This is a genomic window from Arthrobacter sp. C9C5 (assembly GCF_013359735.1).
Taxonomy (GTDB): Bacteria; Actinomycetota; Actinomycetes; order Actinomycetales; family Micrococcaceae; genus Arthrobacter.
In genome coordinates this window covers 97,659-123,695 of sequence record NZ_JABFMX010000008.1, presented here as the reverse complement: position 1 = coordinate 123,695, position 26,037 = coordinate 97,659, and the positions used below count along the sequence as shown (strand labels likewise).

The window sequence follows — 26,037 nt, the reverse complement described above, 5'->3', positions numbered from 1 at the left end:
TGCAGCCCTGCCCGGGGCCACCGGGGCCGCCCGCCGACTATCCGGCCGGCACCTCAATAGACCTACGCCGGGTAAATCGACACCGCCGCCGCCTTGACCACAAAATAGACTCCCACTCCGGGCGCCAGGCCAAGGTCCGCGGAAGCAGCGGGGGTGACATCCGCGGACAGTTCCCCGGCCCGGACCCGGATCTGGTCGCCGTGCGGTTCCAGGTCGGTGACCGTGACCGGGAAGGAGTTGCGCGGGCTGCCGTGTGCTTCGGAAAGGAAGACGGAGACGGCCGACGGCGGGAAGGCCGCCACGCCGCTTTGGCCGGGAACCGGCGGTTCTTCATGCCGGCCGGCGAATTCCTGGCCAGCGGCCGTCCGGAGCCCTGTCCCGGTGACGGTGCCGGCCACGAGGTTCAGCCCGGCCAGCCCGGCGGCGAAGCGGCTGCGGGGCCGCTGGAGCACGTCCCGGGTGGGCCCATCCTCGGTGATCCGGCCCTGTTCCAGCACGATCACGCGGTCAGCGAGCATGTAGGCGTCCAGGACATCGTGCGTGACGATGATGGCGCGGCGCCCGGCCAGGACCCGTTTCAGCAGTCGTCGCAGCAGCGGGGCCGCGTGAACGTCCAGGGCGGCCATCGGCTCGTCCAGCAGCAACAGTTCCGGGTCGGCGGCCAGTGCCCGGGCTACCGCGACCCGCTGGGCCTGCCCGCCGGAGAGTTCCGCCGGCCGCCGTCCGGCGAGGTCCGCCGCATCCACCTCCGCCAGCCAGTGCCGGGCGGTCTGCCTGGCCTGGGCCCTGGCGGCTCCGGCGCTCCGGGGGCCGAAGGCAACGTTTTCGAGCGCGGTCAGATGCGGGAACAGCAGCGGCTCCTGGGCCAGCAGGGCTGAGCCGCGGCGGTGCGGCGCGGTCCAGGCGTTCAGCCCGGGCCCCAGCTCGAAGAGGATCCGGCCGTCCACCTGCGCACGTCCGGCATCGGGGCGGAGCAGGCCGGCGACGATGGAGAGCAGGGTGGACTTCCCGGCCCCGTTCGGCCCGAGCACGGCCACCGTCTCGCCCTCAGCCAGGCTCAGCGAGACGTCAAAACCCCGGGCAGCGACGGCGGCGTCGAGCGTGAACGTCATCCCCGCACCTGCCCGGACCCCGCGGAGCTGCCCGCACGGCGCCCGGCGGCTGCCGGTCCCCGGTAGCTGAGCCCGACGACGATGACCGCCACCGCGACGAGCAGCAGCGACAGCGCGACGGCGGCGTCGGCGTCGGTCTCGCGCTGCAGGTAGATTTCCAGCGGCAGGGTGCGGGTGACGCCCTGGAGGCTGCCGGCGAAGGTGAGGGTGGCGCCGAATTCGCCGAGGCTGCGGGCGAAGGAGAGCACGGCCCCGGAGGCGAGGCCCGGCAGGACCAGCGGTACGGTGACGCGGCGCAGCACCGTGGTGGGACGGGCGCCGAGGGTTGCCGCCACCGCCTCGTAACGGCTTCCGGCGGAGCGCAGCGCGCCTTCGAGGCTCACCACGAGGAAGGGCAGCGCGACGAAGGTCTGGGCGAGTACCACCGCCGTCGTCGAGAACGCGATCTGGATACCGGCCACCTCGAGGCTCCGGCCCAGCAGGCCTTGCCGGCCGAAGGTGTAGAGCAGCGCGATGCCGCCCACCACCGGCGGCAGCACCAGCGGCAGCAGCACGAACGAGCGCAGCAGCCGCTGGCCCGGGAAATCGCCCCGGGCCAGCACCAGGGCCAGCGGGACGCCGAGCAGCACACAGAGTACGGTGCTCGCCGCCGCCGTGCGCAGGCTGAGCCCCAGTGCCGTGAGCGAGGCTTCCGAGGTCAGGAGCGGGATGAACTGCGGCCAGTTGACCCTGGCGACCATGGCGGCGAGCGGCAGCAGGACGAACAGCGCCGCGGCCGCGGCGATGGCCAGCACCCAGCGCGGAATGCCGCTGTAGCCGTGCCGCGTCACGGGCTGCCGAAGCCCGCGTCGGCGAGGACCTTCCGGCCTCCGGCTCCGGTGACCAGCGAAATGAAGGCGTCCGAGAGCTCCTGGTTCCTGCTGGTCTTCAGCGCGGCGATCGGATAGTGGTTGACGGCGGCGGCCGCCTCGGGGAACGGGATCCCCCTGACCTTGCTCCCGGCGGCCCTGACGTCGGTGACATAGACGAGTCCGGCGTCGGCTTCTCCCGAGGTGACCTTGCCCAGCACGTCGGTCACGGAGGATTCCTCGCTGACGGGCTTCAGGGCCACGCCGGTCTTCCCCTGGACAGACTTCGCCGCCGCTCCGCACGGGACCTGGGCCGCGCACACCACCACTTTGACCCCGGGTTTCGCCAGATCGGCGAAGGATTCGATGCCCGCGGGGTTGGCCGGAGGCACGGCGATGGCCAGGACGTTGCTGGCGAAGTCACGGGGTGTGCCCGACACCAAACCCGCGTCGGCGACCTTGGCCATGTTCTTCAGGTCCGCGGAGGCGAACACGTCCGCGGGCGCGCCTTGGCTGAGCTGGGTGGCGAGGTCGGCGGACCCGGCGAAGCTGAGCACGACCCTGGTCCCGGGGTGGCTGGCCTCAAACTCCCCCGCCAGGGCGGTGAAGGGCGCCTTGAGCGAGGCCGCCGCGAACACCGTCAGGTTCTTGTCCGTCCCTCCCCCGCCGGCCGGTGCGGCACAGGCGGCGGTCCCCGCTGCCAGGGCTCCCGCCAGCAGGAGGGCGGCGGCCTTCCGGAGCCGGCTCATATGAGGGCCTTTCCGTGCGGGCTTTCGATGATCACGGTGGTGGCTTTCACGACGGCGGTGGCCACGGAGCCAAGCTCCAGGCCGAGCTCGCGGACCGCCTCGCTGCTCATCAGCGACACCACCCGGAACGGCCCGCACTGCAGCTCCACCTGAGCCATGACGGTGTCCGCGGTGATGGCGGTGACCAGTCCCACGAAGCGGTTCCGGGCAGAACTTCCGGCGCGGGCAGGATCCTCGGGCAGTTTCGCCTGCTCCCGGGCCAGGGTGGCGAGCTCAAGCCCGTCCACGGCGAGCCGGCCCGATTCATCCCTGAGCGGCGTGAGGCTTCCGTTCTCGGTCCAGCGGCGGACGGTGTCGTCGCTGACGCCGAGGAACCGGGCGGCTTCTGAGACGCGAAAACTAGGCATATGGACACCCTAACCCGCATTTGCGGAGATTCAGCGCCTTGAGCTCCTCATTTTCGGGGTATCTTTCCAGCGACGCGGGGCCGCGCACTGTGGCCCTGCCGGCACATCAGCCGTACGATTTTGGGGTGGGGTGGAGCCACGGTCGGCTAGGGAGCACTGCCATGAAATGGGTCACTCCGGACAGCACGGAATATGACGAAACTCGGAAACTCTTCAACGCCATGATCGACCGGCGCCCGGCCGTGATTGCGCAATGCGCGGACGCGGCCGACGTCGCCGACGCCTTGGCTTACGCCGGGGCCAACAACCTCGACGTCGCGGTCCGGGCCGGCGGGCATTCCGTGGCCGGCATGTCCACCAACGACGACGGGCTGGTGGTGGACGTCCGTCCGATGAAGTCCATCAAAGTGGACCCGGACAACCGGACCGTGACCGTGGGGGCCGGCGTCACGTGGGGCGAATTCGACCGCGCCACCCAGGTCCACGGCCTGGCCAGCACCGGCGGCCGCGCCTCCACCACCGGGGTGGCCGGGTTCACCCTCGGCGGCGGCTCGGGGTGGCTGGAGCGCTCATTCGGATTCGCCTGCGACAACCTGCTCTCGGTGGACCTTGTGACGGCGGCCGGCGACCGCGTCACCGCGAGCGCGCAGGAAAACCCTGCACTGTTCTGGGCGCTGCACGGCGGCGGCGGCAACTTCGGCGTCGCAACAGGCTTCACTTTCCGACTGCACGAGCTAGGGCCCACGGTCCAGGCCGGCCTCATGCTCTGGCCCGGAGAGGCCTCCGCGGACCTCGCCCGCGCCTACCGTGACCTGTCCCTGGCCGCGCCGGACGCCGTCGGCACGGCGCTGGTCTACCTGACCGCACCGCCCGAGCCCTTTGTGCCGGAAGAAATGAAGGGCAAGCAGGCGGTGGGCCTCGCCTATCTCTACGCGGGCGAGCCGGCCGCCGGCGCGGAGCACGCCGTGCCGTTCCGCGAACTGGGCCCGGCCGTGGACCTCGTCGGCGACATGAGCTACGCCGATTTCCAGTGCATGATCGACGACCCGCCCAACCTCTACAACTACTGGAGCGCTGACTATCACGACGAGTTGCCGGACGACGCGCTGGACGTGATCGTGGACTCGGCGCGGCACCTTCCCGGTCCGCATTCACAGCAACTGGTGGCCCGCTGGGGCGGCGCCGTGGCCGGGCCCGCCGCAGCCAAGACGCCGTTGCAGAACCGCGGCGCCAAGTGGGTCACGCACCCCTTCGGCATCGAGGAAACACCGCAGGGCGGCCGGGAGGCCAAGGCGTGGGTGAAGCGGTTCCGCCAGGACATCGCCCCCTACGCCAACGGCGGCGTCTGGCTGAACTTCGTCGGGGACGAGGGCACGGACCGCGTCCGGGCCGCCTTCGGAGAGGAGAATTATGCCCGGCTGGCGCAGGTGAAGCGCGAGTTCGATCCCGGCAACGTCTTCCGCGGCAACCAGAACATCCTGCCTGCCGCCTCGTAGACTTCCTGCATGGCCGTCTATCTTGATCCACCGCTCTGGCCCGCCCACGGAACGCACTTCTCGCACCTCATCTCGGACAGCTCACTGGATGAGCTGCACGCTTTCGCACGGGCCGCGGGCATCCCGGAGCGGGCGTTCGACGGCGACCACTACGACGTGGCCGAGGCCCGCTACGACGCCCTCGTCGCGGCCGGCGCAGTCCCCGTCGAGGGCCGGGTCCTGGTCCGCAAACTGATCGAAAGCGGCCTGCGGATTCCTGCGCGGCGGCGCAACGGATCGCTGAAACTGCCGCTGCTGACCCGCTGGAACGAGGCCCTCCCCGGCCACGACGCGCTCTTCCTCGACCTGCTGGACCGCTGGGGCGAGGAGCACCGGAAGTACCACGGCCGCACCCACCTGCTCGCCGTCCTGGAGGCCCTGGACCGGCTGACGGCGCCGGCACGGCCGCCCCGGACCGTACTGCTCGCGGCCTGGTTCCACGACGCCGTCTACCGCGGCATCGCCGGCGAAGACGAGGAGGAGTCTGCCCGGCTGGCCGAGGAGCGGCTGGAGCGCGCGGGGCTTCCCGCCGACGAGGTGGACGAGGTCGCGCGGCTGGTGAGGATGACGGCGGATCATCGGCCGGATCCCGACGACGAGGCCGCCGCCCTGCTCAGCGATGCCGACCTCTCCGTCCTGGGCGGCGAAGCGGGCGCCTACGCCCGCTATCTTGCGGCCGTGCGCGAAGACTTCGCCCACATCGGCGACGCGGATTTCGCCGCCGGACGCGCCGCCGTCGTCCGCCAGCTCCTTGAGCTGGATCCGCTCTTCCATACCGCGCGCGGCCGCGAACTGTGGCAGGACACGGCCCGGCGCAACCTGCAGGGCGAACTCACCTGAGGCGGTCGCCAGGCGACTCAGCCGTCCTCAGGCCACCCCGCGGAGGTGCTCGGCGAGACGGTCGAAGGACTCCCGCCAGCCGGTGCCGTTGGCGTCCCGGTTCTCCGCCGTGTCAAAGGGCCCCTGCGTGAACGTCATCCGGGTGCCGCCGTCGACCTCCTCCAGCCGGAAGGTCACCTCGGTCTCAAAGCCGCGCGTGCCGTCGGTCTTGTCCCAGGCATGGGTGAATACGAACAAGTTCGGCGGTTCGATGTCCGTGTGGACTCCGCTCCACCAGTACTGCTGACCAGTGGCGTCCTGGATCATGCAGGCGCGGTACAGGCCGCCGATTTCCAAGTCCGCATCGATGCTCTCCCGCGGGGTATGGAAGCCGCGCGGCCCCCACCACGCGGGCGCCTGCTCCGGGTCGGTCAGGGCGGACCATACCGCCGAAATCGGGACCTGGAACTCGCGGGTGATGACCAGCATCAGTTCATCGCTGCTGGTCTCTGCCTCCGGGATTGTTGACTCTGGCATTGCTTTTCCCTCGGCTTCCTGTGGGTGGTCCGCCCCGCTTGCGCCCTAGCGGTAGCTAACGGCAAACGGCCGGTCTGTGGGCACGATCTGCTTGCCCAGCGGCATCAGGGATACCGGAATGAGCTTGAGGTTGGCGATGGCCAGCGGGATGCCGACGATCGTGATGGCCATGGCGAAGGCCGTGACAACGTGCCCGATCGCGATCCAGATGCCTGCCACCAGCAGCCAGATGACGTTCCCGAGCAGGGTAAACACACCGTTTCCGCCGGGCTTGTCCACCACCATGCGGCCGAACGGCCACAAGGTGTAGGACGCGATACGGAATGAGGCCAGCCCCCACGGGATGGTGATGACCAGCAGGCAGCAGACGATGCCGGCAAAGAAATACCCGAGCGCCAGCCAGAGGCCGCCGAAAAGCAGCCAGATGATGTTGAGCAGTGTCTTCATGGCTCCATTGTCTCCCGCCAGGCGCGGATCCGGATCAGGGATTGACCCTGGTCAGCCCCTGATTTTCTGACCGTTCCTAGGCATCGGCCTGCTTGACCATGGCCGCTTCGACGTTGATCTTGACCTTGTCGCTGACCAGCAGTCCGCCTGCCTCGAGGGCGGCATTCCAGGTCAGGCCGAACTCCTTGCGGCTGATGTCCGCCTCGGCGCTGAAGCCGGCCCTGGTCGCGCCGAAGGGATCCACCGCGACGCCGGTGAACTCGACTTCCAGGTCCACCGGCTTGGTGACGCCGCGGATGGTGAGGTCGCCGGTGAGCACGTAGTCCTCGCCGTCGCCCCGGACGGACGTCGCGCGGAAGGTCATCTCGGGGAAGTTCTCGACGTCGAAAAAGTCGGGACCGCGCACGTGGCCGTCGCGGTTGGCGTCGCCGGAATCGAAGCTGGCGGTCTTGATCGTGGCGTGCAGGCTGGCATCGGCCAGGGAATCCCGGACCCGCGCCTCCGCCGCGGCCTCGTTGAAACGGCCCCGGACTTTGCTGATCCCGGCATGCCGAACGCTGAAGCCGATCTCACTGTGGGACATGTCCAGCGTCCAGACGCCGGGGGTCAATCCTGCGGGCAGGGTCATCGCCGTTTCTCCTTCGCATAGGTGGCGGGCGGGCCCGCCGGGATTCGGAAGTCCCCAAGAAGCATGCTAACGAGGAAGCCCCCGCGGCGATAGGTGCGCCCGCCGGCCGGTCGAGGCTTGCGCCGCCGGGCCACCCGGCCGTCGCTAGAACCCCTTGGCCGCCGCCACGAAAGCGCGGATCTTCGCCAGGTCCTTGACGCCCCGGGATTGCTCGACGCCGGAGGAGACGTCCACTCCCCAGGCGCCGGCCGCCGCGGCCGCCCCGGCCACGTTTTCCGGATCCAGGCCGCCGGCCAGCAGCCATTCCCGGCCCTCCAGCCCCAGGCCGCGGACCGACGCGTAGTCCCAGGCCTCCCCGGAACCGGGCACCGCCGCATCGATGAGCAGCAGTTCCTCGCCCCAGTCCGCGAACGCGTCCGGAGCCGCGGACATGGTGACGGCGCGGATGATTTTGAGTCCGGCGTCGTGCACCATGCCGACGTCCTCGGCGGTGCGGTCGCCGTGCAGTTGCACCCATTCCAGCCCGGCCCCGCGGGCCACGGCGACGGCGACGGCCGCAGCCTCATGCCGGAAGACACCCACTGCGGGAAGCCCGGCCGGCACCGCGGAGAGCAGCTCACGCACCCGGTCCGGAGCCACCTCGCGCGGGCTGCGGGTCAGCACGAAGCCGAGGGCATCGGCCCCGGCGTCGACCGCGGCCCGCACCGATTCAGCGGTACTGAGGCCGCACACTTTGACGAACATTCCGGCTCCCTACGCAGTTCTTCGCTGCTTTGACGTTAGCAAGACCGCCCCGGCCGTGCGGACGTTACGTATCTTGGGCCCAGCGCCCGAAGAGTCTCCGGGGGCCTGCGGCCGGCGGCTAGGCTGGGTCGATGGAGATCATCCGGTATGCCGAGCTCAAGCCCCGCCCCTGGAGCAACGGCGGCGGGGTGACCCGCGAAGTGGCCAGGTTCCCGGAATCAGGCGCCGGTCGGGCTCCCGCGGCGGACGACGGAAGCTGGGACTGGCGCGTGAGCATCGCCGAGGTGGCGCGGGCCGGGGCTTTCTCCCGCTTTGCCGGGATGGAGCGGGTCCTCACGGTGGTCGAGGGCGAGTTGCTGGTCCTGACCGTGGACGGCGCCGAGCATCCGCTCGAGAAGTACCGGCCGTACCGGTTTTCCGGCGACGCCGACGCTGCCGGCGCCCTGCCCACCGGCGACATCCGCGACCTGAACGTGATCACGCGCACGGGTGCCTTCAAGGGCTACACGTCCATCATCGAACTCTCCAAGAAGCGCGCCCACCCGGTCTTTGACGGCCAGTTCGGCATCCTCCTGCAGGGCCAGGCCACCGCCGGCGTCGGTGACACGGGGGATCCGGCGCCGCAAGCGCTCGGCCGGTACGACGCCGTCGTCGGCTCCGATAGCGACACCCCGGAAATCCTAGGCCGCGGCTTCCTCGCCGTCGTGTCCATCGATCCGGTCGGGGAGGGCACCGCCGGTTAGCGGGCGGCTGACTTCACGCGGGCCGCACCGACCCCCACGGACTCGGCCGAGAGCCGCTGCGCCAGCCAGATCGGGACGATTGAAACAACGATCAGCACAACGGCCACGACGTTGACCACCGGGGCCTGGTTAGGCCGGAAGAGGTTCTGCAGGATCCAGATCGGCAGCGTCGTATCCCCGGCGCCGATGGTGAACGTGGTCACGATGATCTCGTCGAAGCTCAGGGCAAAGGCGAGCAGGCCACCGGCCAGCAGCGCCGAGCGGAGTTGCGGGAAAGTCACCAGCCGGAAGGTGGTGAACACCCCGGCGCCCAGGTCAGCGGAGGCCTCCTCCAGGCCGCCATGCATCCGGCGAAGCCGGGCGATGACGTTGTTGAACACGGTGACCATGCAGAACGTGGCATGCGCTATCACCACTGTCCAAAGGCTCAGCGATACGCCGAGGATGGTGGTGAACATGTTGTTCAAGGCAATGCCGGTGACAATTCCGGGCAGGGCGATCGGCAGGATCACCAGCAGGCTGATGACGTCCCGGCCGAAGAACTTGTAGCGTTGCAGGGCGATCGCCAGGAGGGTCCCCAGCACCAGCGAAATGACAGTGGACACCACCGCCACCCAAACCGAGGACAGCAGAGCCTCCCGCACGCCGGTGGAATCAAGGGCCCGGCCCCACCACTCCAGGGTGAAACCCTTGGGCGGCCAGCCGAACGTCCGGTCCGAGTTGAAGGAGTTCACCACCACCAGCAGCAGCGGCAGGTAAATGAAGAGCAGCACCAGTGCGGTGACGACGCCGAGGATGGCCTTGGCGCTTCGGGAAAGTCTCACGGTGCTCCTTGTTTCCGGCGGTCGTTAAAGGTTGTTGAGGGCGCCCGAGCGGCGGACGATGAACAGGTAAGCCATGATGATGACGATCGGAACAAGCGACACCGCCGCGGCCAGCGGCAGGTTGTTCGCGGCGCCGACGTTGGCGTACACCACGGTGCCCAGCATCTGCGTGGTCCCGCCGACAATCTGGGCCGTGATGTAGTCGCCCAGCGAGAGCGAAAACGTGAAGATCGTCCCGGCGATGATGGAGGGCACCAGCAGTGGCAGCATGACCAGCCGCATGGTCGCCAAAGGTTTCGCGCCAAGGTCGCCGGATGCCTCCAGGAGCGAGTCCGGGACACGGTCGAAGCCAGCGTAAATGGGCAGAATCATGTACGGCAGCCAGATGTAGGACAGGGTCAGAATGACGGCGGTCTCGCTGTAGCCGGGCGACGCCAGGCCGACCGGAGCTCCCATCCACTCGAGCAGGCCGCCCTCGGCCAGGACATTGCGCCAGGCGTAGGCCTTGACCAGGTAACTGGCCCACAACGGCATCAGCACCGCGATTACCAGCAGCTTCTGCCAGCGGGCACTGGCCACCTTGGCGATGAAGAACGCCATCGGCAGCGCGATGACCATGTCGATCACGGTCACGGCCGCCGCGATCCACAGCGTGCGCAACGCGATCCGCTGGTAGACCGGATCGGTCACCACCGTCACCAGGTTGTCAGTTGTCCAGACCGTGGACACCTTCCCGGTGAACGTGTCCACGGTCCACAGCGAGGTGATCAGCAGGGCCGCGAGCGCGGCGATGTACACGAGCACCAGCCAGCCGGCGGGAGCCGTGATCAGCCCCGCCAGCCGCAATCCGGGCGAGCGGTGCAACAGCGCTGAGAACCTGTTGGGACGTGCCCGCGGCACGCCGGCGGCCGGCGGCGAGCCGGGCGCCGGGTGCTGCGTCTGTAATGCCATGTCAGCCCTTGATCTCGGTCCAGGCCTTGGTCCATTCGGAATAGTCCGTGCACTTGGCGTCCTTGCGGCCGTCAAGGCATTCGGCCACCGGCGTGGTCCAGTACCAGATCTTCTCTGCGTACGCCGCGTCACCCGAGTGGTAGGTTTCGCAGTGCTTCTTATCCTTGGTCAGCTCGCAGGCCTTCGGGTTTGCCGGTGACTCACCGAAGTACTCGGCCACCGCGGCGTTGGCCTTCGGGCTGGCGATGTAGTCCAGCCACTTGTACGCGCAGTTCTTGTTCTTGGACTGCGCCCCGATCATCCACGTGTCGGACCAGCCGGTGGCACCCTCCTGCGGGAGGACGGTTGCCACCTTGGTCCCGTTGGCGGCCGCGATATTGGCACCCACTTGCCACGTGGTTCCGACCACGGTGCTGCCGCCGGCGAAGGCCTGGACCTCCTTGACGACGTCGCTCCAGTATTCGCCGATGTGCTTGCGCTGCTGCTTGAGCAGGTCCACGGCGGCGGAAAGCTGGTCCTTGTCCAAGGCGTAGGGGTTCTTGATGCCGAGCTCCGGTTTGTGCGCCATCAAGTACACGGCGGCGTCGGCGATGTAGATGGGTGAGTCGTAGGCCGTAACCTTGCCGCTGTACTTGTTGGCGTCGTCAAAAACGGCGCTCCAGGAGGTCGGGGCGGGCGTGACCTTGGTGGTGGAGTACATCAGCAGGTTGGCGCCCCAGCCGTGGGGCATCCCGTAGTTCTTGCCGTCGACCGTGTTCCAGGCCTTGTCCTTGAGGAACGGGTAAACGTCGGCGTAGTTCTTGAGCAGGCTCATGTTGACCGGCTCCACGTTGTTGCCGGCGATCAAGCGCAGCGAGGCGTCACCGGAGGCCGAGACGACGTCGTACTGGCCGGTCCGCATCAGCGTCACCGCTTCGTCGGACGTGCCGAAGGGCTTGAAGCTGACCTTGCACTGGGTCTCTTTTTCGAAGGGCGTCACCCAGTCGACGGCGGGGTCATTGCTCCCGTTCTCGACGTAGCCGGGCCACGCGAGGATCGAAAGCTGCCCTTCGCCCTGGCCGATTTCGGTTTTGAGCGGCTGCGCCGACGGGGCGGCCCCGCCGCCGCCGCTGGTTCCGCAACCCGCCAAGGCGAGGGCGGCTGCGGCCACCCCGGCCACGAGGGAGGCCTTCATTCTTGTAGCCATGATTCTTACCTTTCGTTGTGGGGTGGAAAGTTACCTGCCGTCCGGCCTCAGGCGACGTCGGACGGCAGCCAGACGACGGCGTCGTCGTCCCAGCTCACCGAGACGCGGCGCCCCAGCAGCTCGACGTCGCTGCCCGGCAGCGAATCCGGCTCTAGGACAACGACGACGGGGCCGTCGTCGAGCTGTACCCGTACCTGCGTGGCGTGCCCCACGTACACAAGCGAGGTCACAGTGCCGGGACGGGCCGTGACACCGACGCCCGTCTCCGGCGCGCCCGACCAGGACAGGCGCAGTCGTTCGGGGCGGACGCAGACGGGGTCGGCGCGGCCGTAGAGCTGCCGGGCGTGTGCGGCGTCGAAGATGTTGGAGGTCCCCACGAAGTTGGCCACGAAGGTCCCCGCCGGGCGTTCATAAATCTCGTGGGCGGTGCCGATCTGTTCCAGGCTTCCATTGTTGAAAACACCGATCCGGTCGCTCATGGTCAGCGCCTCCTCCTGGTCATGGGTGACGAAGATGAAGGTGATGCCCAGCGATCGCTGCAGTTCCTTGAGCTCCACCTGCATCTGCTGGCGGAGTTTGAGGTCGAGCGCGCCGAGCGGCTCGTCCAAAAGCAGCACTTTGGGTTCCACCACGAGCGCCCTGGCCAGGGCCACCCGCTGGCGCTGGCCGCCGGAAAGCTGGGCCGGCTTGCGGCCCACGAATTTGCCCAGCTGCACTCGTTCCAGGGCCTCGCGGGCGCGCTCGCGGCGCTCGGCCCTCGGCACTCCGCGCACCCTCAGGCCGTACGCGACGTTGTCCACGAGGGACATGTGCGGGAACAAGGCGTAGTCCTGGAAGACGGTGTTGACGTCGCGCTGGAAGGGAGCCAGCCTCGTGACGTCCCGGCCCTCCAGTTCGATGCTCCCCGAGGTCGGCAGTTCGAATCCTGCGATCAGCCGCAGCACGGTGGTTTTCCCGGAGCCGGACGGGCCCAGCATGGAGAAAAATTCGCCCTGCCGAATGTCCAGGTCGATGCCGTCGACGGCGACCGTGTCTCCGAAGACTTTGGTGAGTTTGCGCAGGCGGATAGCCGGGACGCTACCGGAGGCGGTCGACGTTCCGGCCGTGCGCGTTTCGGTCATGTGGATGCCTAACTCAGTTGCCGGAGGACCGTTGCCGGACCTCCGGGAAGGTGACGCCGCATGATGTGATTCACGCCACAATGCGGTATTGGGCCAAATACTATTACTTCATAGGTTTTGTGTATAGACCCCGGCCACGGGCGGTCGTAGGATGGCATCACCCACCGCGCGGCCGGCAACCGCACCGCTACCGGAAACCGCGGGCGGACCGGACGGGAGACGCCAGACCGGAGTGCGAGGGAGGAACGGGTGCTGCTTTCACCACAGGGCGCATCCCGCAGCCTGGCCGCGGTGTTTACCCCCATCAAGTCCCGCGGCCTGGTCGACGAGGTGTGCGGGAGAATCGAGCAGGCGGTCGAGACCGGACTGCTCACCAGCGGTCAGCGGCTTCCCAACGAAACCGAACTCGCCTCCGCGCTCGGCGTTTCAGCCGTTACGGCCCGCGAGGCCCTGTCCCAGCTCCGTTCCTCGGGGATCATCCGGACCGTCCGCGGGCGCAGCGGCGGAAGCTTTATCGCTGACAATGTCCTGCCCTCCCGGGAACGCGCCCTGGAACAACTCGATGAGCTGACCCGGCTCCAGATCAGCGACCTGGGGCTGCACTATCAGGCCATCGCTTCCGTCTGCGCCAGCCTCGCGGCACGCCGCTCCGACGCGGCCGACGTGGATACCCTGCGCTCCTTCATCCCGGCCACCGACGCCGACCCGCTGAGTTGGCGGCTGGCGCTCTCGGAGTTCCTGCTGGAGGTGGCCGCCATAGCGCGCTCCGCCCGACTGGCCCGCGAACTCATCCGCCTGCAGGCCGATCTGGGCACCCTCACGCTGCTGCCGTGCGCCGACGCCGGCTACCGGAACGCGTCCGCCCGGATTCTGGAACAGACCGCCGGCTCCATCGAGGCACACCAGCCGGCCGAGGCGGAAACCGGAGTCAAGTCGCTAATTTCGACAACGACTAGCTGGCTCCTGGCCGAGCACGCCAGGCGCATTTGAATGCCTGCGCCACCATCTTCAGACCGAGGGAAGGATCCCAATGACGGATAGCTCCACTTTCAGCTCCGGCGGCGCCGATTCTGCCGCTGCCGACGACGCCGCCCGGGCCGCGGCGTGCGAGCTGGACGCCGTCGTCGTCGAAATCGAATCGAGGCTCTCGGTCTGGGCCCAGGAGGCAGGTGCGGCCTTGGCGGCACTGGATGGCAAAGTGTCCGGAACTGCGGTGGACAAGCTTATCCGGCCAGTGGTGGAGGAACTGGTTCGCACCCCGGAGGGCTACGCCGCGGGCGCCGGCTTCCTTGCAAATGCCGGGCTGCTTGGTCCCGAGCGGAGCTACATTGCTTGGTGGCAGGGAACCGAGATGGAGCATGTGGACGCCCTGGCCAATTTCAGCCCGAACGCCATCAGCCGCTACGTGCGGGCCGAGTGGTTCCGGATACCGGTGGAAACCGGCCAGCCACACGTCACCGGACCCTACGTTGATTTCCTCTGCACGGACGAAAATGTCCTGACTTTCACCCACCCGGTGTTTTGCCGCCCGGACGGCCCGGTGGCAGGCATTGTGGGCATGGACGTCACCGTTCAGCGCCTGGAACGCGGTGCAGTGCCGGCGCTGAGGCGCATCGGGGACCGCGCCACTCTCGTCAACCAGGACGGCCGTGCAATCGTGTCCGCGGCGTCCGATATCGACGCCGGGGATCTCGCCGTCGCCGCTGAGGGATGCCGAGTCTTCGGGGTAGGCCGACGCTTCAGTATCTGGAGCGGCGCCGCGGGTATCTAAGCTTGCTACGCTGGATTCAAGGCCGCCCCCTTGGCGGCCTCCGGACGACGGTTCAGTACCCGGCACGCGACAAGACTGGCCATAGGAGCAGTCATGTCGTGGTTGATTCTCATCCTTTCCGGTGCCTTGGAGGCTGTCTGGGCCGCAGCCCTGCACCGGACCTCGCAGGCCACCGGCCGCCGCCGTCTACTGCCCGCCGGCGTCTTCCTCGTCTCCGTGCTGGCTAGCACCGGCGGCCTGGCAATCGCGATGCAGTCCATCCCGACCGGCACCGCCTACGCCGTCTGGGTGGGCGTCGGCGTCGTGCTGACCTCCGCCTACGCTATGGCCACCAAAGTTGAGCCCGCGACCGGTGGACGGATCCTGCTGCTCGGCGGAATTGTTGCCTGCGTGGCCGGCCTGAAGGTCGTGGCGTGATGGCAGCGGACCGCACACCCGAAGCGGCAAAGGCGCCGGCTGCAACGCTGGCCTGGCTGATCCTCCTCGCCTCCGCCGTGCTGGAGGCTGTCTGGGCCACGGCTCTGGGACTGTCCGACGGCTTCACTCAGCCGCTGCCCACGCTCGTGTTCGCCGTGACCGCCACCCTGAGCATGGTGGGGCTGGGCCTCGCCGTGAAGAGCATCCCGCTCGGCACCGCCTACGCCGTCTGGGTGGGGATCGGCGCGGCCCTGACGGTCGGCTGGGCGATGGCGACCGGCGTCGAGCCCGCCAGTCCGCTGAAGCTGGTGTTTATTGCCGGAATTGTGGGCTGCGCGGCCGGGCTGAAGCTGTTGCCAGCCTCCCCCGCGGAATCTCCCCACGTTTAAGCCAGTACGACGGCGTGTCCCGGCGACGCGCCGTCGTACCGGCCAGGCGTAAATTCAAAGTTGGGGAGAATCCGACGCCAAGGCCCGGAATAGCCGCGCGCCTGCCGGAGTTCTTGGCTGGGACGGCAATTCCGGCAGCGATAGGAGATCAAAGATGACTTCAGCAACAGTCCAGCTCGGCGACGGCCTCAGCGTCAGCCCGCTGGGATTCGGCGGCATGGCCCTGACTCCGGTGTACGGGGAAGTGGATCCGGCGGAGGCCCTGGCCACCCTGCACCACGCGGTGGACGCGGGCGTGAGCTTCATCGACACGGCAGACATCTACGGCGGCGGCAGCAACGAGGAACTGATCGCCCAGCTGCTCAAGGATCGCCGCGGCGAGGTGCAGCTGGCCACCAAGTTCGGCCTGGTGGGCACCCCGTCGACCGGCTATTCGGACATCCGCGGCGACGCCGCCTACGTCAAGCAGGCCGTGGACCGCAGCCTGCAGCGCCTGGGCACCGACACCATCGACCTGTACTACATGCACCGCCGCGACCTCCGCGTTCCGATTGTGGAAACCGTGGAGGCCATGGCGGAGCTTGTGCAGGCCGGGAAGGTGCGGCACCTTGGGCTGTCCGAGGTGACGGCCGAGGAACTGCGGGACGCCGTCAGCGTCCACCCGATCGCCGCGGTCCAGAGCGAGTGGTCCATTTGGAGCCGCGACGTGGAACGCAACGTGGTTCCTGCCGCCGCCGAACTTGGCGTGGGTTTTGTGCCCTACTCGCCGCTCGGCCGGGGATTCCTCACCGGCACGGTCGACGCCTCGAAGCTGGGCACCAACGACTTCCGCCGCAACATCCCGCGCTTCGCCGAGACCGCGCTGGACGCCAACCAGGCCGTGGTCGCCGCGGTCCAGGCGGTCGCCGCGGAGCTCAGCAGTCCCGAACACGCCGCGACGCCGGCCCAGGTCGCGCTGGCCTGGCTGCTCGCGCAGGGCCGGAAACTGGGGCTGCCGGTGGTCCCCATCCCCGGCACGCGCAAGGCGGCCCGGATCGATGAAAACCTCGGCGCCCTGGCGCTCGACCTCACCCCGGCGCAACTGGAGAGGCTCGACGCCGCCGCGGATGCCGTCGTCGGCTCCCGGTCGGCGGACCCCAACTGGGTGTCCCAGGGCCGCGAATAGCCCGTCCTAGACTAAAGCCCATGGACTCGCTCATTCATTCACTTCGTGACATCACCATCCGCCGGATTTCGGTCAGCGAGATGGACAACAACGTGTACCTGCTCACGGCCAAGGCGTCTGGCGCGCAGCTCCTGATCGATGCGGCCGATGATCTGGCCGCCATCCAGGGGCTGCTGGCCGACGCCGCCGCGGATACCGCCGCGACGCCGAAGCTGGCGCTGATTGCCACCACCCACCAGCACTGGGACCACGTCCGGGCGCTGCCGGGCCTGGTGGAAGCGACCGGGGTGAAGACGGCTGCCGGGACGGATGACGCCCCGGAGCTGCCGGTGAAGGTCGATGTGCTGCTGGATCACGGCGACGTCGGCAACTTCGACGGGTTCGACGTGACGGCGGTGCACCTGCGCGGCCACACCCCGGGCTCGGTGGCCTTCGTGTACCAGGACCCCGAGGGCCCGGCGCACATCTTCTCCGGTGACTCGTTGTTCCCCGGTGGAGTGGGCAACACACAGAAGGATCCGGAGCGGTTCGCCCAGCTGCTCAGCGATGTGACCGAGCGGCTGTTCAACGTCTACCCGGATGACACCGTGGTGCACCCCGGCCACGGGAAGCCCACCACCCTGGGCGCGGAACGCCCGCACCTGGCAGAGTGGCACGCCCGCGGCTGGTAGGCCTTAGCTTTTCGCTGCACTTTCGGACAGCCGCTTCGCTTGCGGACGGCCGCTACGGGGATCCCCCTAGCGGCCGTCCGTTTGCGTAGCGCCGGCTACTTTGGCCGACGGAAATCCGGAACCCTAGCGGCTGCGGCGTTCGTTCGACGCCGGGGCCGACGCGCGGCGGGGGCCGCCGCTGCGGGCCGGACGGCCTTCGCCGGAGCGGCCGTTGCCGCCGCCTGCGTAGGATCCGCCGGAGGTTCCGCCGGTGTTGGAGGACCAGACCGCTGCGGAGCCGCCGGACTTGGCGCCTGCCGCTGCGCGCTGGCCGGTGGCGGGGCGTCCGCCGCGCTGGCCGCCGGCCGAGGCGCCGGTACGGCCTGCACCGGCGCGGGGTGCGCCACCGGTGCGCGGTGCGGAACCGCCGCGGGAGTCGCTACGACCCTCAGCAGCGCGACCGTCCGAGCCACGGCCAGCCGAGGCGCGGCCGCCGGCTGCGGGAACATCGTTGTGGTGCGCGTAGGCAGTGGTGCGGCCACGGCCCCGGGCGTTGCGGCGCTCGGCGCGCTCGGCGTCGGCCCGGTCCTGATTCTTTTCCGCGACTCGCTCGGCGGCGTTACGGGCAGCGGCCTGGCCTTCGTAGGCCACGGCCCTACGCTCGGCACGGGGAAGATCGGTGCGGGGAGCTTCAGCGGAAACGCGTCCACGTCCGCCACGGCCGCCCCGGCCACCCGCAGTGGGTGCAGCCTGGGTGGTGCGGCGGGCGCGCTTGCGCTCGGCGTTGGCACCGGTGGAGGTGCCGCCGCCCTGCTGCTTGGCCTTGGTGGCCAGCAGTGCCGCGCGGGTGCGCGGATCGATCTTCTCGGCCATTTCGCCCACCAGCTCGGCAACCAGCGGGGAGTTGGCGGTGACGCGCTCGAAGTTGACCTCGACGCCGGCAGCCTTCATCAGCTTCTTGACGTCGGACTGCTGCTCCGGCAGGGTCAGCGTGACCACGGTGCCGTCGGAACCGGCGCGGGCAGTACGGCCCGAGCGGTGCAGGTACGCCTTGTGCTCCGTGGGCGGATCCACGTGGATGACCAGCTCGACGTCGTCGACGTGGACGCCGCGGGCGGCGACGTCGGTGGCCACCAGGACGCGGACGTCGCCGGAGGAGAACTCGGCGAGGTTGCGGTCACGGGCGTTCTGCGAGAGGTTGCCGTGCAGATCGACGGCGGGGATGCCGGCGTCGGTCAGGGTCTTGGCCAGCTTGCGGGCGTGGTGCTTGGTGCGCATGAAGAGCACCCGGCGGCCGGCGCCCGAGGCGAGCTCGACGATCAGCTGCTTCTTGACGGTCTGGTCGTTGACGACCAGGACGTGGTGCTCCATGGTGGTGACCGCTGCCTGCGGATCGTCCACCGAGTGGGTCAGCGGGTTGGAGAGGTAGCGCTGGACGATCTTGTCCACGCCGTTGTCCAGGGTGGCCGAGAACAGCAGTCGCTGCCCCTGGCTGGGGGTCATGTCCATGAGCTTCTTGACCACCGGCAGGAAGCCGAGGTCGGCCATGTGGTCGGCCTCGTCCAGGACGGTGATTTCGACGGCCTCGAGGGTCAGGATGCGCTGGCGGATCAGGTCCTCCAGGCGGCCGGGGCAGGCGATGACGATGTCGACGCCGGCGCGGAGGGCCTTTTCCTGGCGGGCCTGGGAGATGCCGCCGTAGATCACGGTGGTGGTCAGGCCCATGGCCTTGGCCATCGGTTCGATGGTCGCGTTGATCTGGGTGGCCAGCTCGCGGGTGGGTGCAAGGACCAGGCCCATCGGGCGGCCGGGCTTGCGGAAGTGCGCGGCTTCCCGCTCGGCGAGCCGTGCGACCAGCGGGATGGCGAAGGCGATGGTCTTGCCGGAGCCGGTGCGGCCGCGGCCCAGGACGTCGCGTCCGGCCAGGGTGTCCGGGAGGGTCTTGACCTGGATGGGGAACGGTTCAACGATCCCCTGGGCGGTGAGGGTGTCGGCGAGGGCCTTGGGCGTGCCGAGGGCAGCAAAAGTAGTCATGTGTTTCAAAGGTCTTTCAGGCGGTATCCATGCGGATATCGGCCCCCGGTGCCGGTTGGCCCAGGGGTTCGCCGAAGAAAAGTCAGGTGATCAACCGGGCTGCTTGCAAACTTTTGCAGGCCGCCGGGACCAAATAGAACGCGTTCATCGACGCAGGATGTGCCTCTCACATGAATAAAGCCCACTGCCTGCGACCGGAATCCCGGAGGAATCCTGCAGGGGATCCGGCCGGTGAGCCGAAGCTGCTGGACCGGATCCAAAGTGGGCATCACTGCACATCAAGTTCCTCCAGTCTAGCATCTGCGCGTGCCCTCCCGTTTTCGAGCATGCGGCGGGCTGCCCGAACGGGCCCCTAGGCCGGCCCGGATCCTGATACCCGGGGAGCGACCGCCACGCCCACCACGCCGATTGCCGCGGTGAGCGCGAAGACCCCGGCGAAGGGGGCGACGCCGGTGCCCGCCGCCGTCGTGAACGCCGCGAAGACGATCCCCGTTGCGGCGAGCGCCAGGGCGCCGCCGAGCGAGTCGGAGATGGACATCGCCGAGCTGTTGAAGCCCTCGGTCTCCTTCGTGGACAGCGCCAGGGTCATCACGCTCAGCCGCGGATACATCAGCCCCATTCCGCCGCCGGCGAAGATCCAGCCGGTGATCGCGACGGCGGCCGGCCACGCCAGGAGCGTGGTCGCCAGTGCCAGCAGGACGGCGCCGAGGACCAGCGCCGAGCCGATCCGGATGGCGCGGCGGTGGTCCAGGCGTGCCCCGAGCCGGCCCTGGATCGCGGAGGCCGCGGCCCAGGCGAGCGCTCCGCCGGTGAGGGTCAGGCCGGCGAAGGTGGGCGAGAAGACGTAGCGCTCCACCAGCAGGTAGGGCAGGTATACCTCGGCGCCGAAGAACGCCGCGGACGCGAGTCCGCGGGCGAGGATGACGGCGGGCAGGCCGCGGCGGGCCGTCAGCGTCCCGCGGGGCACCAGGGGGCGGACCGCCACCAGCGCCACGACGACGGCGGCCGCCGCCAGCACCCAGCCGGCCGCCGGCAGCTCCACGGACAGGTTCAGCCCGAGCACGGCGAGCGCCGCGAGCGCGGCCCAGGCCAGCCGGCCGTAGTCCCACGGCTTGGGCGACGCAGCACCCTCCGAGGCTGCGGCGTGGGCGCCGCGCCCCGCGTCGGGGGCGCCCGCCGCGCCGCCCTCGGCGGTTGCTGCGTCGGCGCCGCCGGAGAGTCCGCGCAGGGCCGGGACGATCATCAGCAGGGCCGGTACCACCAGCCCCACCACGCCGAGGAAGACCCAGTGCCAGCTGAGCAGTTGTGCCACCAGTCCGGCGGCGAAGGGACCCACCAACGAAGGAATGACCCAGGCCGCGGCGAAGGCGGCGAAGATCTTGGGGTGGAGCACGGGCGGATAGACGCGGGCCACCACCACGTAGAGGGCCACGGTTACCGCGCCGCCGCCGAGCCCCTGGACCAGCCTGCCGGCGAGGAGCGCGGCCATGGTCCCCGCCGATCCGGCGATCAGCAGCCCCAGGACGAACAGTGCCACGGACGCGTAGAGCGGACCCGACGGGCCGCGCCGGTCCGACCAGTTGCCGGCCGCCACCATCCCGATGACGCCGGTCGCCAGCGGCCCGGCGAATGCGAGGGCATAGAGGCTGGCGCCGTCGAGTTCGCGGCTGACCAGCGGCATGATGGTGGTTACCGCCAGCGATTCGAAGGCCGCCAGGAATACGAGGGCCAGGGCGCCCAGGGTCACCAGCAGGTAGCGACGGTGGAAGACGCCGCCAGAATCCGGGACGGGATCAGTGCCCGGCACGGGAGGGTCTATGTGAGGCACGTGCCACAGCCTACAAGAGGGGCGCCCAACCTGGCGGGCGGTCACTCGCCGTCACCGAACGGCTCACCCGGCCGCGTCGAGTCCCTGGGCCGGAACCACCACGGCGCCGCTCGCCCTGGAATCCGGATTCAACATCCAGCCCACCCGTTTGACCGTGCTGAGCATGACGACGCTTTCGACCAGCACAATCCCCGGCACCTTCTGCTGCAGCGCCAGCTCGATGCCCATGACATCCGCCAGGGACTGCAGCCACATGACGATCACGAAGTTGGTGGGACCTGTGGTGGACGCGCTGAGCCGCACATTCCGCATCGTCTTCAGCTCGGCGGCCGCCGCCTCGTGCCGGCCGGCCGGGACGTTGACGAACCACTGGCAGGTGACGGGGAAGGCCGAAAGCCTCTGGGCGACCTCGCAGCGGAAGGACAGGATCCCGCTCGCGAGCACCCGGTTCAGCTGGCGCTGGACGGTGGCAGGGTGCCTGCCCAGCCCGCGCGCGATGTCCGCCGCCGTGGCCCGGCCGTCTCTGGCCAGGAACGGCAGGAGCGCCAGGTGGCTGGCCGGCAGCGCTTCCCGGGACGCAGCCTGGACAACGCCGGTGGCCTCCGGGCCGGCCATTGCCCGCACGGCGGCCTCCTGGGCGCGGCTCAGCACGTGGAGCCGCCACGAGCCGCCGCCCGCGTGCAACCTGGTGCAAAGAGCAGTCTGATACTTGAGCAGGCCGTCGATCTCCTTCAGCCGCGAGATCACCTTCGTGCTGAAGTCGTCCAGGGAGGGCGTAATGACGGTCAGCATCAGGTCCCGGTTGCTCGCCGCCTCCTCGACCGTGATGATTTCCGGCATCTTGGCGAGCCTGGCCGTGACTTCAGCGCGCCGGTGCATTTCGCAATCCACGGCAACGAACGCCAGGCACATCTGATGGGGGTCGCCGATCAGATGGGCGGTAATCCAGGAGACGCCGGAAGCCCGCAGCCGTTCCCAGCGGGCGGCCAGGGTGGTGGCGTGGACGCCCAGCACCTCCGCGGCATCCGCCCAGCTCAAGCGCGGCGCGATCTGCAGGACGTTGATCAGGGCCAGGTCGTCCTCGCTGAGTTCCACCCCTTCCCCCTTCGGTCATGCATACAAACTGTGTTTTTGGTCAGTTCCTGCATTTTTCCAGCCCTTTGGCGACCTGTGAACCACGTCACTTCAGAATAGACGAGAAAGCCGAACCCACCACCTAGGAGAATACGTGCCGATCACCGCAGACGCCCGGGAAATGCAGCCGGACCTTGCCCGGTTCCGCCACGAGCTGCACCGGGAGCCCGAGATCGGGCTGACCCTGCCCCGCACCCAGGAGAAAGTACTCAAGGCACTCGACGGGCTCGGCTACGAGGTCTCCCTCGGCACGGACACGACGTCGGTCACCGCGGTACTGCGCGGGCAGGCGCCCGGGAACGGCGCGGATACTCGCCCGGCCGTACTCCTGCGCGCGGACATGGACGGCCTGCCGGTGCAGGAGAAAACCGGCGTGGACTTCACGTCCAGGGTCGACGGCGCCATGCACGCCTGCGGCCACGACCTCCACACCGCCATGCTCACCGGCGCCGCGACCCTCCTGGCCGAGCGGCGGCACCGGCTGGCCGGCGACGTCGTGCTGATGTTCCAGCCCGGCGAGGAGGGCTTCGATGGCGCCGGCCACATGATCCGCGAGGGCGTGCTCGATGCCGCCGGCCGGCGCGTGGACGCCGCCTACGGCATGCACGTGTTTTCCGCCCTGGAACCGCACGGCACCTTCTGCACCAAGCCCGGCGTCATGCTCAGCTCCTCCGACGGCCTGATGGTCACCGTGCTCGGAGCCGGCGGCCACGGCTCGGCCCCGCATTCAGCCAAGGACCCGGTCACGGCGGCCGCCGAAATGGTCACCGCCCTCCAGGTCATGGTCACCCGCCAGTTCAACATGTTCGACCCCGTCGTCCTGTCCGTGGGGGTGCTCCAGGCCGGCACCAAGCGCAACATCATCCCGGAAACCGCACGCATCGAGGCCACCATCAGGACCTTCTCCGAGCAATCCCGGCAGAAAATGATGGACACCGTGCCGCGCCTGCTGAAGGGCATCGCCGCGGCACACGGCCTCGACGTCGACGTCGACTACCAGCAGGAGTACCCGCTCACCATCACCGACGAGGACGAAACGCACACCGCGGAAAACGTCATCGAGGGCCTGTTCGGCGATTCCCGCCTCGCCCGCTGGGCCACCCCGCTGAGCGGCTCCGAGGACTTCTCGAGGGTCCTCGCCGAGGTCCCCGGCACGTTCATCGGGCTGAGCGCCGTCCCCCGCGACGCCGACCACGCCACCTCCGCGTTCAACCACTCCCCGTACGCGACATTCGACGACGGCGTGCTGGCCGACGGTGCCGCGCTCTACGCGGAGCTCGCCATTTCCCGGCTGGCCGCCCTCGCGGCAGCCAACGCCCCCGCCGCGGCCACGGCCGCCTCCACCCTTTCCTAGCCCCACCCCCTGAGGGAGAAGACCATGACAGCAACCGCGTCCATGCCGACGGCAACCCGGACCTCCACCCGCAAGACAATCATCGGCACCGGCATCGGCAACGCCGTCGAATGGTACGACTGGGCCATCTACGCCACGTTCACGCCATTCATCGCCAGCCAGCTCTTCAGCAAGGCCGATCCCGCCTCGGCCGTGCTGTCCACGCTGGCGATCTTCGCCGTCGGCTTCGTGGCCCGCCCCTTCGGCGGCTTCCTGTTCGGCTGGATCGGCGACCGGATCGGCCGCAAGGCTTCGATGACCCTGGCCGTGGGGCTCGCCTCGGTGGGCAGCCTGATGATCGGCATCGCGCCGACCTTCGCGGCGGTCGGTGCATGGGCCTCGCTCATGCTCCTGGTGGCGCGCCTGGTCCAGGGGCTCGCGCATGGCGGCGAGCTGCCGTCATCGCAGACGTACCTGTCCGAGATGGCGCCGAGGGAACACCGCGGCTTCTGGGCCACCCTGATCTACACCTCCGGCACGGTGGGAATCCTGTTCGGAACCCTGCTGGGCGCCGTGCTGAACATGGTCCTCAGCACCGAAGTGATGAACGCGTGGGGCTGGCGCATCCCGTTCCTGGTCGGCGCGGCCATGGGCCTGTACGCGCTGATCATGCGGTCCCGGCTGCACGAAACGGACGTCTTTGCCGGCGAAGCCTCGGCCGAGAAGCACGCTCCGATCTGGCCGCAGATCGTCCGCCACCGCAAGCAGGCCCTGCAGGTAATCGGCCTGACCGTCGGCCTGACGGTGATCTACTACATCTGGGGCGTCGTCGCCCCCAGCTACGCCACCACGGCCCTGAAGATCGACCGCGGCGAAGCCCTGTGGGCCGGTGTGATCGGCAACATCGTCTTCATCGCGGCACTGCCCTTCTGGGGCAAGCTGTCCGACCGGATCGGCCGCAAGAAGGTCCTGTGGGCCGGGGCGATCGGCGCAGGCATCATGCACTTCCCGATGACCGCGCTGCTCAAGGACTCCGCCTGGGAGCTGGCCGTCAGCATGTCCGTGATGCTGGTCTTCATCGCCGCCAGCGCTGCGATCGTTCCGGCCGTCTACGCCGAACTGTTCCCCACGAGCATCCGCACCGTCGGCGTCGGAGTTCCCTACTCGATTTGTGTGGCGCTGTTCGGCGGCACCGCGCCCTACCTGCAGCAGTGGCTCGGAACGAGCCTGCAGCTGCCGCAGCTGTTCAACGTTTACGCCGTGCTGCTGCTTGCCGTCTCCGCCGTCTTCGTCTTCACCATCCCGGAAACGAAGGGCAAGGACCTCACCCTCTGATTGGCTCCCGGGGCCGGGCCCGGTCAGCCGCCGACGAAACGGTCCTTGCCCGCCCGGAAACCGAACACGGCAGCCAGGGAGCCGACCACCAGGAAGAGGACCCCGGCCGCGGCGAAGGATCCCGTGGCCTGGTGCAACTGTCCGACCAGCAGGGTTCCGACCGACCCGACGCCGTAGCCCACCCCCTGCATCATGCCGGACAGGTGGGCGGCGGTGTGGCCGTCGCGGGTGCGCAGCATGATCATGGTGAGGGCCACCGCGGTGAGGCTGCCCTGTCCCAACCCCAGCAGCCCGGTCCACACCCAGACCAGGTCCAGGGGGCCGAAGATGCTCAGGGCGAACCCGCCGCCGGTCATCAGCGCCACCACCGTGTTGATGGCGCGCTGGTCCCGCAGCCGGGCGGCGAGGGCGGGGGCAAACAGGGATCCGAGCATCTGCAACACGATCGAGGCGGACACGATCAGGCCGGCCGTGCCGCCGTCGACCCCTCGTTCGCGCAGGATCGGCGCCAGCCAGGCGAAGACGCTGAAAGACATCATCGCCTGGAGCACCATGAACCCGGTCACCTGCCAGGCGACCGCCGAGCGCCAGACGTTGATCCCGCTGGCCGCGGTCTGGTGCCGTCCGTGGCGCTGGGCCGCCGCCAGCGGCAGGAACAGCAGCAGCACGACGCCGGCGGGCAGCGCCCAGAACCACAGCGCCGCCGTCCACTGGCCGCTCGCGCTGAACAGCGGGTAGGTGAAGCCGGCGCCGAGGGCCGCGGAAGCGCAGATCGCGGTGGTGTAGAGCCCTCCCATCAGGCCGAGTCGGTGCGGGAAGTCCCGCTTGACGAGGCCGGGAAGCAGGACGTTGCAGAGCGAGATGGCGGCGCCGCAGGCCGCCGTGCCGGCCAGGAGCGCGGGCAGGTGGCCCACGCCGGGTACGTCCAGGGGGCGCAGCAGCAGGCCTGCGGTCAGCACGGCCATGGCTCCGAGCAGCACCCGTTCGGCCCCGAACCGGCGGGCCAGCCGCGGCGCGAGCGGGGCGAACACACCAAGCAGGGTCACCGGCGCCGTGGTCAGCGCGACGACGGCCCAGCCGGGCAGGCCGACGTCAGCCGTCACCTCCGGAAGGACCGCGGCGAAACTGGAGAAGACGGTGCGCAGGTTCAGTCCGATCAGCACCAGGCAGACGCCCAAATAGGCCAGTGCACGGCGGCTGCCGAGGACGGTGGGCTCCGCGGCGGGAACGTCGTCGATCTCCGCGTCCACCAGGGGATCCAGCCGCTGGTGCCGGTGGCCGCCGGCGGCGGTGCGGGCGGGCACGGGCGCGTTTCTTGGTGTTGTCACGG

General features: G+C 69.2%; 27 protein-coding genes and 1 riboswitch. Of the genes, 11 read left to right on the top strand and 16 right to left on the bottom strand.

The window, feature by feature from the left end:
* Positions 1-62: 62 nt before the first annotated feature.
* The 4 genes from HNO80_RS08340 to HNO80_RS08325 are packed head-to-tail and all read right to left on the bottom strand — an operon-like array spanning position 63 to position 3,116.
* Positions 63-1,112: a sulfate/molybdate ABC transporter ATP-binding protein gene (locus HNO80_RS08340; RefSeq protein WP_175322378.1), complete on the bottom strand. Its 1,050-nt coding sequence runs from the start codon at positions 1,110-1,112 to the stop codon at positions 63-65.
* Positions 1,109-1,942: an ABC transporter permease gene (locus tag HNO80_RS08335; RefSeq protein WP_175322377.1), complete on the bottom strand. Its 834-nt coding sequence runs from the start codon at positions 1,940-1,942 to the stop codon at positions 1,109-1,111. Before HNO80_RS08335 ends, HNO80_RS08340 begins: the two co-directional genes overlap by 4 nt.
* Positions 1,939-2,709, bottom strand: coding sequence for a molybdate ABC transporter substrate-binding protein (gene modA / locus HNO80_RS08330; protein ID WP_175322376.1), 771 nt, complete (start codon positions 2,707-2,709; stop codon positions 1,939-1,941). Before modA ends, HNO80_RS08335 begins: the two co-directional genes overlap by 4 nt.
* Positions 2,706-3,116 carry a TOBE domain-containing protein gene (locus tag HNO80_RS08325; protein WP_175322375.1) on the bottom strand — a complete coding sequence of 137 codons (411 nt, stop codon included), beginning with the start codon at positions 3,114-3,116 and terminating at the stop codon, positions 2,706-2,708. Before HNO80_RS08325 ends, modA begins: the two co-directional genes overlap by 4 nt.
* Before the next feature lie 161 nt (positions 3,117-3,277).
* Between HNO80_RS08325 and HNO80_RS08320 the strand changes: the two genes are divergently transcribed.
* Both HNO80_RS08320 and HNO80_RS08315 read left to right on the top strand, forming a co-directional pair.
* Positions 3,278-4,612, top strand: coding sequence for an FAD-binding oxidoreductase (locus HNO80_RS08320; RefSeq protein WP_175322374.1), 1,335 nt, complete (start codon positions 3,278-3,280; stop codon positions 4,610-4,612).
* A gap of 9 nt (positions 4,613-4,621) precedes the next feature.
* Positions 4,622-5,491 carry a DUF4031 domain-containing protein gene (locus tag HNO80_RS08315; RefSeq protein WP_175322373.1) on the top strand — a complete coding sequence of 290 codons (870 nt, stop codon included), beginning with the start codon at positions 4,622-4,624 and terminating at the stop codon, positions 5,489-5,491.
* A gap of 27 nt (positions 5,492-5,518) precedes the next feature.
* On the opposite strand, the gene HNO80_RS08310 is transcribed toward HNO80_RS08315, so the two are convergent.
* The 4 genes from HNO80_RS08310 to HNO80_RS08295 form a co-directional block, all read right to left on the bottom strand.
* Complete coding sequence (locus tag HNO80_RS08310) at positions 5,519-6,007, bottom strand: SRPBCC family protein (RefSeq protein WP_175322372.1); 489 nt, start codon at positions 6,005-6,007, stop codon at positions 5,519-5,521.
* A 45-nt stretch (positions 6,008-6,052) separates the two neighbouring features.
* On the bottom strand, positions 6,053-6,454 hold the full coding sequence (locus HNO80_RS08305; RefSeq protein WP_175322371.1) for a YccF domain-containing protein: 402 nt from the start codon (positions 6,452-6,454) through the stop codon (positions 6,053-6,055).
* A 76-nt stretch (positions 6,455-6,530) separates the two neighbouring features.
* Positions 6,531-7,082, bottom strand: a complete 552-nt coding sequence (locus HNO80_RS08300) for a YceI family protein (RefSeq protein WP_175322370.1) — start codon at positions 7,080-7,082, stop codon at positions 6,531-6,533.
* A 144-nt stretch (positions 7,083-7,226) separates the two neighbouring features.
* Positions 7,227-7,826, bottom strand: a complete 600-nt coding sequence (locus HNO80_RS08295) for a phosphoribosylanthranilate isomerase (protein ID WP_175322369.1) — start codon at positions 7,824-7,826, stop codon at positions 7,227-7,229.
* A gap of 131 nt (positions 7,827-7,957) precedes the next feature.
* On the opposite strand from HNO80_RS08295, the gene HNO80_RS08290 reads away from it, so the two are divergent.
* Entirely contained in the window at positions 7,958-8,569 is a 612-nt protein-coding gene (locus tag HNO80_RS08290) for a HutD/Ves family protein (protein ID WP_175322368.1), read from the top strand.
* On the opposite strand, the gene HNO80_RS08285 is transcribed toward HNO80_RS08290, so the two are convergent.
* The 4 genes from HNO80_RS08285 to HNO80_RS08270 are packed head-to-tail and all read right to left on the bottom strand — an operon-like array spanning position 8,566 to position 12,651.
* A complete protein-coding gene (locus tag HNO80_RS08285; RefSeq protein WP_175322367.1) occupies positions 8,566-9,393 on the bottom strand; it encodes an ABC transporter permease in 828 nt (275 codons plus the stop codon). The two genes, HNO80_RS08290 and HNO80_RS08285, sit on opposite strands and share 4 nt — an antisense overlap.
* Before the next feature lie 24 nt (positions 9,394-9,417).
* Positions 9,418-10,344 (bottom strand): ABC transporter permease, encoded by a 927-nt coding sequence (locus HNO80_RS08280; RefSeq protein ID WP_175322366.1) that lies wholly within the window; start codon positions 10,342-10,344, stop codon positions 9,418-9,420.
* A gap of 1 nt (position 10,345) precedes the next feature.
* Positions 10,346-11,530: an ABC transporter substrate-binding protein gene (locus HNO80_RS08275; protein ID WP_175322365.1), complete on the bottom strand. Its 1,185-nt coding sequence runs from the start codon at positions 11,528-11,530 to the stop codon at positions 10,346-10,348.
* Positions 11,531-11,577: 47 nt separating this feature from the next.
* Entirely contained in the window at positions 11,578-12,651 is a 1,074-nt protein-coding gene (locus HNO80_RS08270; RefSeq protein ID WP_175322364.1) for an ABC transporter ATP-binding protein, read from the bottom strand.
* Positions 12,652-12,900: 249 nt separating this feature from the next.
* On the opposite strand from HNO80_RS08270, the gene HNO80_RS08265 reads away from it, so the two are divergent.
* The 6 genes from HNO80_RS08265 (at position 12,901) to HNO80_RS08240 (ending at position 17,064) form a co-directional block, all read left to right on the top strand.
* Positions 12,901-13,641 (top strand): FadR/GntR family transcriptional regulator, encoded by a 741-nt coding sequence (locus HNO80_RS08265; RefSeq protein WP_175322363.1) that lies wholly within the window; start codon positions 12,901-12,903, stop codon positions 13,639-13,641.
* A gap of 40 nt (positions 13,642-13,681) precedes the next feature.
* A complete protein-coding gene (locus tag HNO80_RS08260; RefSeq protein ID WP_175322362.1) occupies positions 13,682-14,422 on the top strand; it encodes a cache domain-containing protein in 741 nt (246 codons plus the stop codon).
* A 16-nt stretch (positions 14,423-14,438) separates the two neighbouring features.
* Positions 14,439-14,506: riboswitch (guanidine-III (ykkC-III) riboswitch) on the top strand.
* A 9-nt stretch (positions 14,507-14,515) separates the two neighbouring features.
* Positions 14,516-14,839 carry a DMT family transporter gene (locus tag HNO80_RS08255; RefSeq protein WP_175322361.1) on the top strand — a complete coding sequence of 108 codons (324 nt, stop codon included), beginning with the start codon at positions 14,516-14,518 and terminating at the stop codon, positions 14,837-14,839.
* Positions 14,839-15,228, top strand: coding sequence for a DMT family transporter (locus HNO80_RS08250; protein WP_175322425.1), 390 nt, complete (start codon positions 14,839-14,841; stop codon positions 15,226-15,228). The genes HNO80_RS08255 and HNO80_RS08250 overlap by 1 nt, the downstream gene beginning before the upstream one ends.
* A gap of 154 nt (positions 15,229-15,382) precedes the next feature.
* Positions 15,383-16,393, top strand: a complete 1,011-nt coding sequence (locus tag HNO80_RS08245) for an aldo/keto reductase (protein ID WP_175322360.1) — start codon at positions 15,383-15,385, stop codon at positions 16,391-16,393.
* A 20-nt stretch (positions 16,394-16,413) separates the two neighbouring features.
* Positions 16,414-17,064, top strand: a complete 651-nt coding sequence (locus HNO80_RS08240; RefSeq protein ID WP_175322359.1) for an MBL fold metallo-hydrolase — start codon at positions 16,414-16,416, stop codon at positions 17,062-17,064.
* Between the two features lie 123 nt (positions 17,065-17,187).
* Here HNO80_RS08240 and HNO80_RS08235 read toward each other — a convergent pair whose 3' ends face one another.
* The 3 genes from HNO80_RS08235 to HNO80_RS08225 all read right to left on the bottom strand — a co-directional run bounded on the left by HNO80_RS08235 (position 17,188) and on the right by HNO80_RS08225 (position 22,000).
* Positions 17,188-19,077: a DEAD/DEAH box helicase gene (locus HNO80_RS08235; protein WP_175322358.1), complete on the bottom strand. Its 1,890-nt coding sequence runs from the start codon at positions 19,075-19,077 to the stop codon at positions 17,188-17,190.
* Between the two features lie 352 nt (positions 19,078-19,429).
* Positions 19,430-20,905, bottom strand: coding sequence for an MFS transporter (locus HNO80_RS08230; RefSeq protein ID WP_502707830.1), 1,476 nt, complete (start codon positions 20,903-20,905; stop codon positions 19,430-19,432).
* A 63-nt stretch (positions 20,906-20,968) separates the two neighbouring features.
* Positions 20,969-22,000, bottom strand: coding sequence for an Lrp/AsnC family transcriptional regulator (locus HNO80_RS08225; protein WP_175322357.1), 1,032 nt, complete (start codon positions 21,998-22,000; stop codon positions 20,969-20,971).
* A gap of 133 nt (positions 22,001-22,133) precedes the next feature.
* On the opposite strand from HNO80_RS08225, the gene HNO80_RS08220 reads away from it, so the two are divergent.
* Positions 22,134-23,393 (top strand): M20 metallopeptidase family protein, encoded by a 1,260-nt coding sequence (locus tag HNO80_RS08220; RefSeq protein ID WP_175322356.1) that lies wholly within the window; start codon positions 22,134-22,136, stop codon positions 23,391-23,393.
* Between the two features lie 24 nt (positions 23,394-23,417).
* Positions 23,418-24,707: an MFS transporter gene (locus HNO80_RS08215; RefSeq protein WP_175322355.1), complete on the top strand. Its 1,290-nt coding sequence runs from the start codon at positions 23,418-23,420 to the stop codon at positions 24,705-24,707.
* A 23-nt stretch (positions 24,708-24,730) separates the two neighbouring features.
* On the opposite strand, the gene HNO80_RS08210 is transcribed toward HNO80_RS08215, so the two are convergent.
* A complete protein-coding gene (locus HNO80_RS08210; protein ID WP_175322423.1) occupies positions 24,731-26,011 on the bottom strand; it encodes an MFS transporter in 1,281 nt (426 codons plus the stop codon).
* Positions 26,012-26,037: the final 26 nt, after the last annotated feature.

Excerpts from the sequence above, each read along its gene's own strand:
- HNO80_RS08340 (WP_175322378.1), bottom strand. The coding sequence starts at position 1,112 with ATGACGTTCACGCTCGACGCCGCCGTCGCTGCCCGGGGTTTTGACGTC.
- modA (WP_175322376.1), bottom strand. The coding sequence starts at position 2,709 with ATGAGCCGGCTCCGGAAGGCCGCCGCCCTCCTGCTGGCGGGAGCCCTG.
- HNO80_RS08325 (WP_175322375.1), bottom strand. The coding sequence starts at position 3,116 with ATGCCTAGTTTTCGCGTCTCAGAAGCCGCCCGGTTCCTCGGCGTCAGC.
- HNO80_RS08320 (WP_175322374.1), top strand. The coding sequence starts at position 3,278 with ATGAAATGGGTCACTCCGGACAGCACGGAATATGACGAAACTCGGAAA.
- HNO80_RS08315 (WP_175322373.1), top strand. The coding sequence starts at position 4,622 with ATGGCCGTCTATCTTGATCCACCGCTCTGGCCCGCCCACGGAACGCAC.
- HNO80_RS08310 (WP_175322372.1), bottom strand. The coding sequence starts at position 6,007 with ATGCCAGAGTCAACAATCCCGGAGGCAGAGACCAGCAGCGATGAACTG.
- HNO80_RS08305 (WP_175322371.1), bottom strand. The coding sequence starts at position 6,454 with ATGAAGACACTGCTCAACATCATCTGGCTGCTTTTCGGCGGCCTCTGG.
- HNO80_RS08300 (WP_175322370.1), bottom strand. The coding sequence starts at position 7,082 with ATGACCCTGCCCGCAGGATTGACCCCCGGCGTCTGGACGCTGGACATG.
- HNO80_RS08295 (WP_175322369.1), bottom strand. The coding sequence starts at position 7,826 with ATGTTCGTCAAAGTGTGCGGCCTCAGTACCGCTGAATCGGTGCGGGCC.
- HNO80_RS08290 (WP_175322368.1), top strand. The coding sequence starts at position 7,958 with ATGGAGATCATCCGGTATGCCGAGCTCAAGCCCCGCCCCTGGAGCAAC.
- HNO80_RS08280 (WP_175322366.1), bottom strand. The coding sequence starts at position 10,344 with ATGGCATTACAGACGCAGCACCCGGCGCCCGGCTCGCCGCCGGCCGCC.
- HNO80_RS08275 (WP_175322365.1), bottom strand. The coding sequence starts at position 11,530 with ATGGCTACAAGAATGAAGGCCTCCCTCGTGGCCGGGGTGGCCGCAGCC.
- HNO80_RS08270 (WP_175322364.1), bottom strand. The coding sequence starts at position 12,651 with ATGACCGAAACGCGCACGGCCGGAACGTCGACCGCCTCCGGTAGCGTC.
- HNO80_RS08260 (WP_175322362.1), top strand. The coding sequence starts at position 13,682 with ATGACGGATAGCTCCACTTTCAGCTCCGGCGGCGCCGATTCTGCCGCT.
- HNO80_RS08255 (WP_175322361.1), top strand. The coding sequence starts at position 14,516 with ATGTCGTGGTTGATTCTCATCCTTTCCGGTGCCTTGGAGGCTGTCTGG.
- HNO80_RS08250 (WP_175322425.1), top strand. The coding sequence starts at position 14,839 with ATGGCAGCGGACCGCACACCCGAAGCGGCAAAGGCGCCGGCTGCAACG.
- HNO80_RS08245 (WP_175322360.1), top strand. The coding sequence starts at position 15,383 with ATGACTTCAGCAACAGTCCAGCTCGGCGACGGCCTCAGCGTCAGCCCG.
- HNO80_RS08240 (WP_175322359.1), top strand. The coding sequence starts at position 16,414 with ATGGACTCGCTCATTCATTCACTTCGTGACATCACCATCCGCCGGATT.
- HNO80_RS08235 (WP_175322358.1), bottom strand. The coding sequence starts at position 19,077 with ATGACTACTTTTGCTGCCCTCGGCACGCCCAAGGCCCTCGCCGACACC.
- HNO80_RS08215 (WP_175322355.1), top strand. The coding sequence starts at position 23,418 with ATGACAGCAACCGCGTCCATGCCGACGGCAACCCGGACCTCCACCCGC.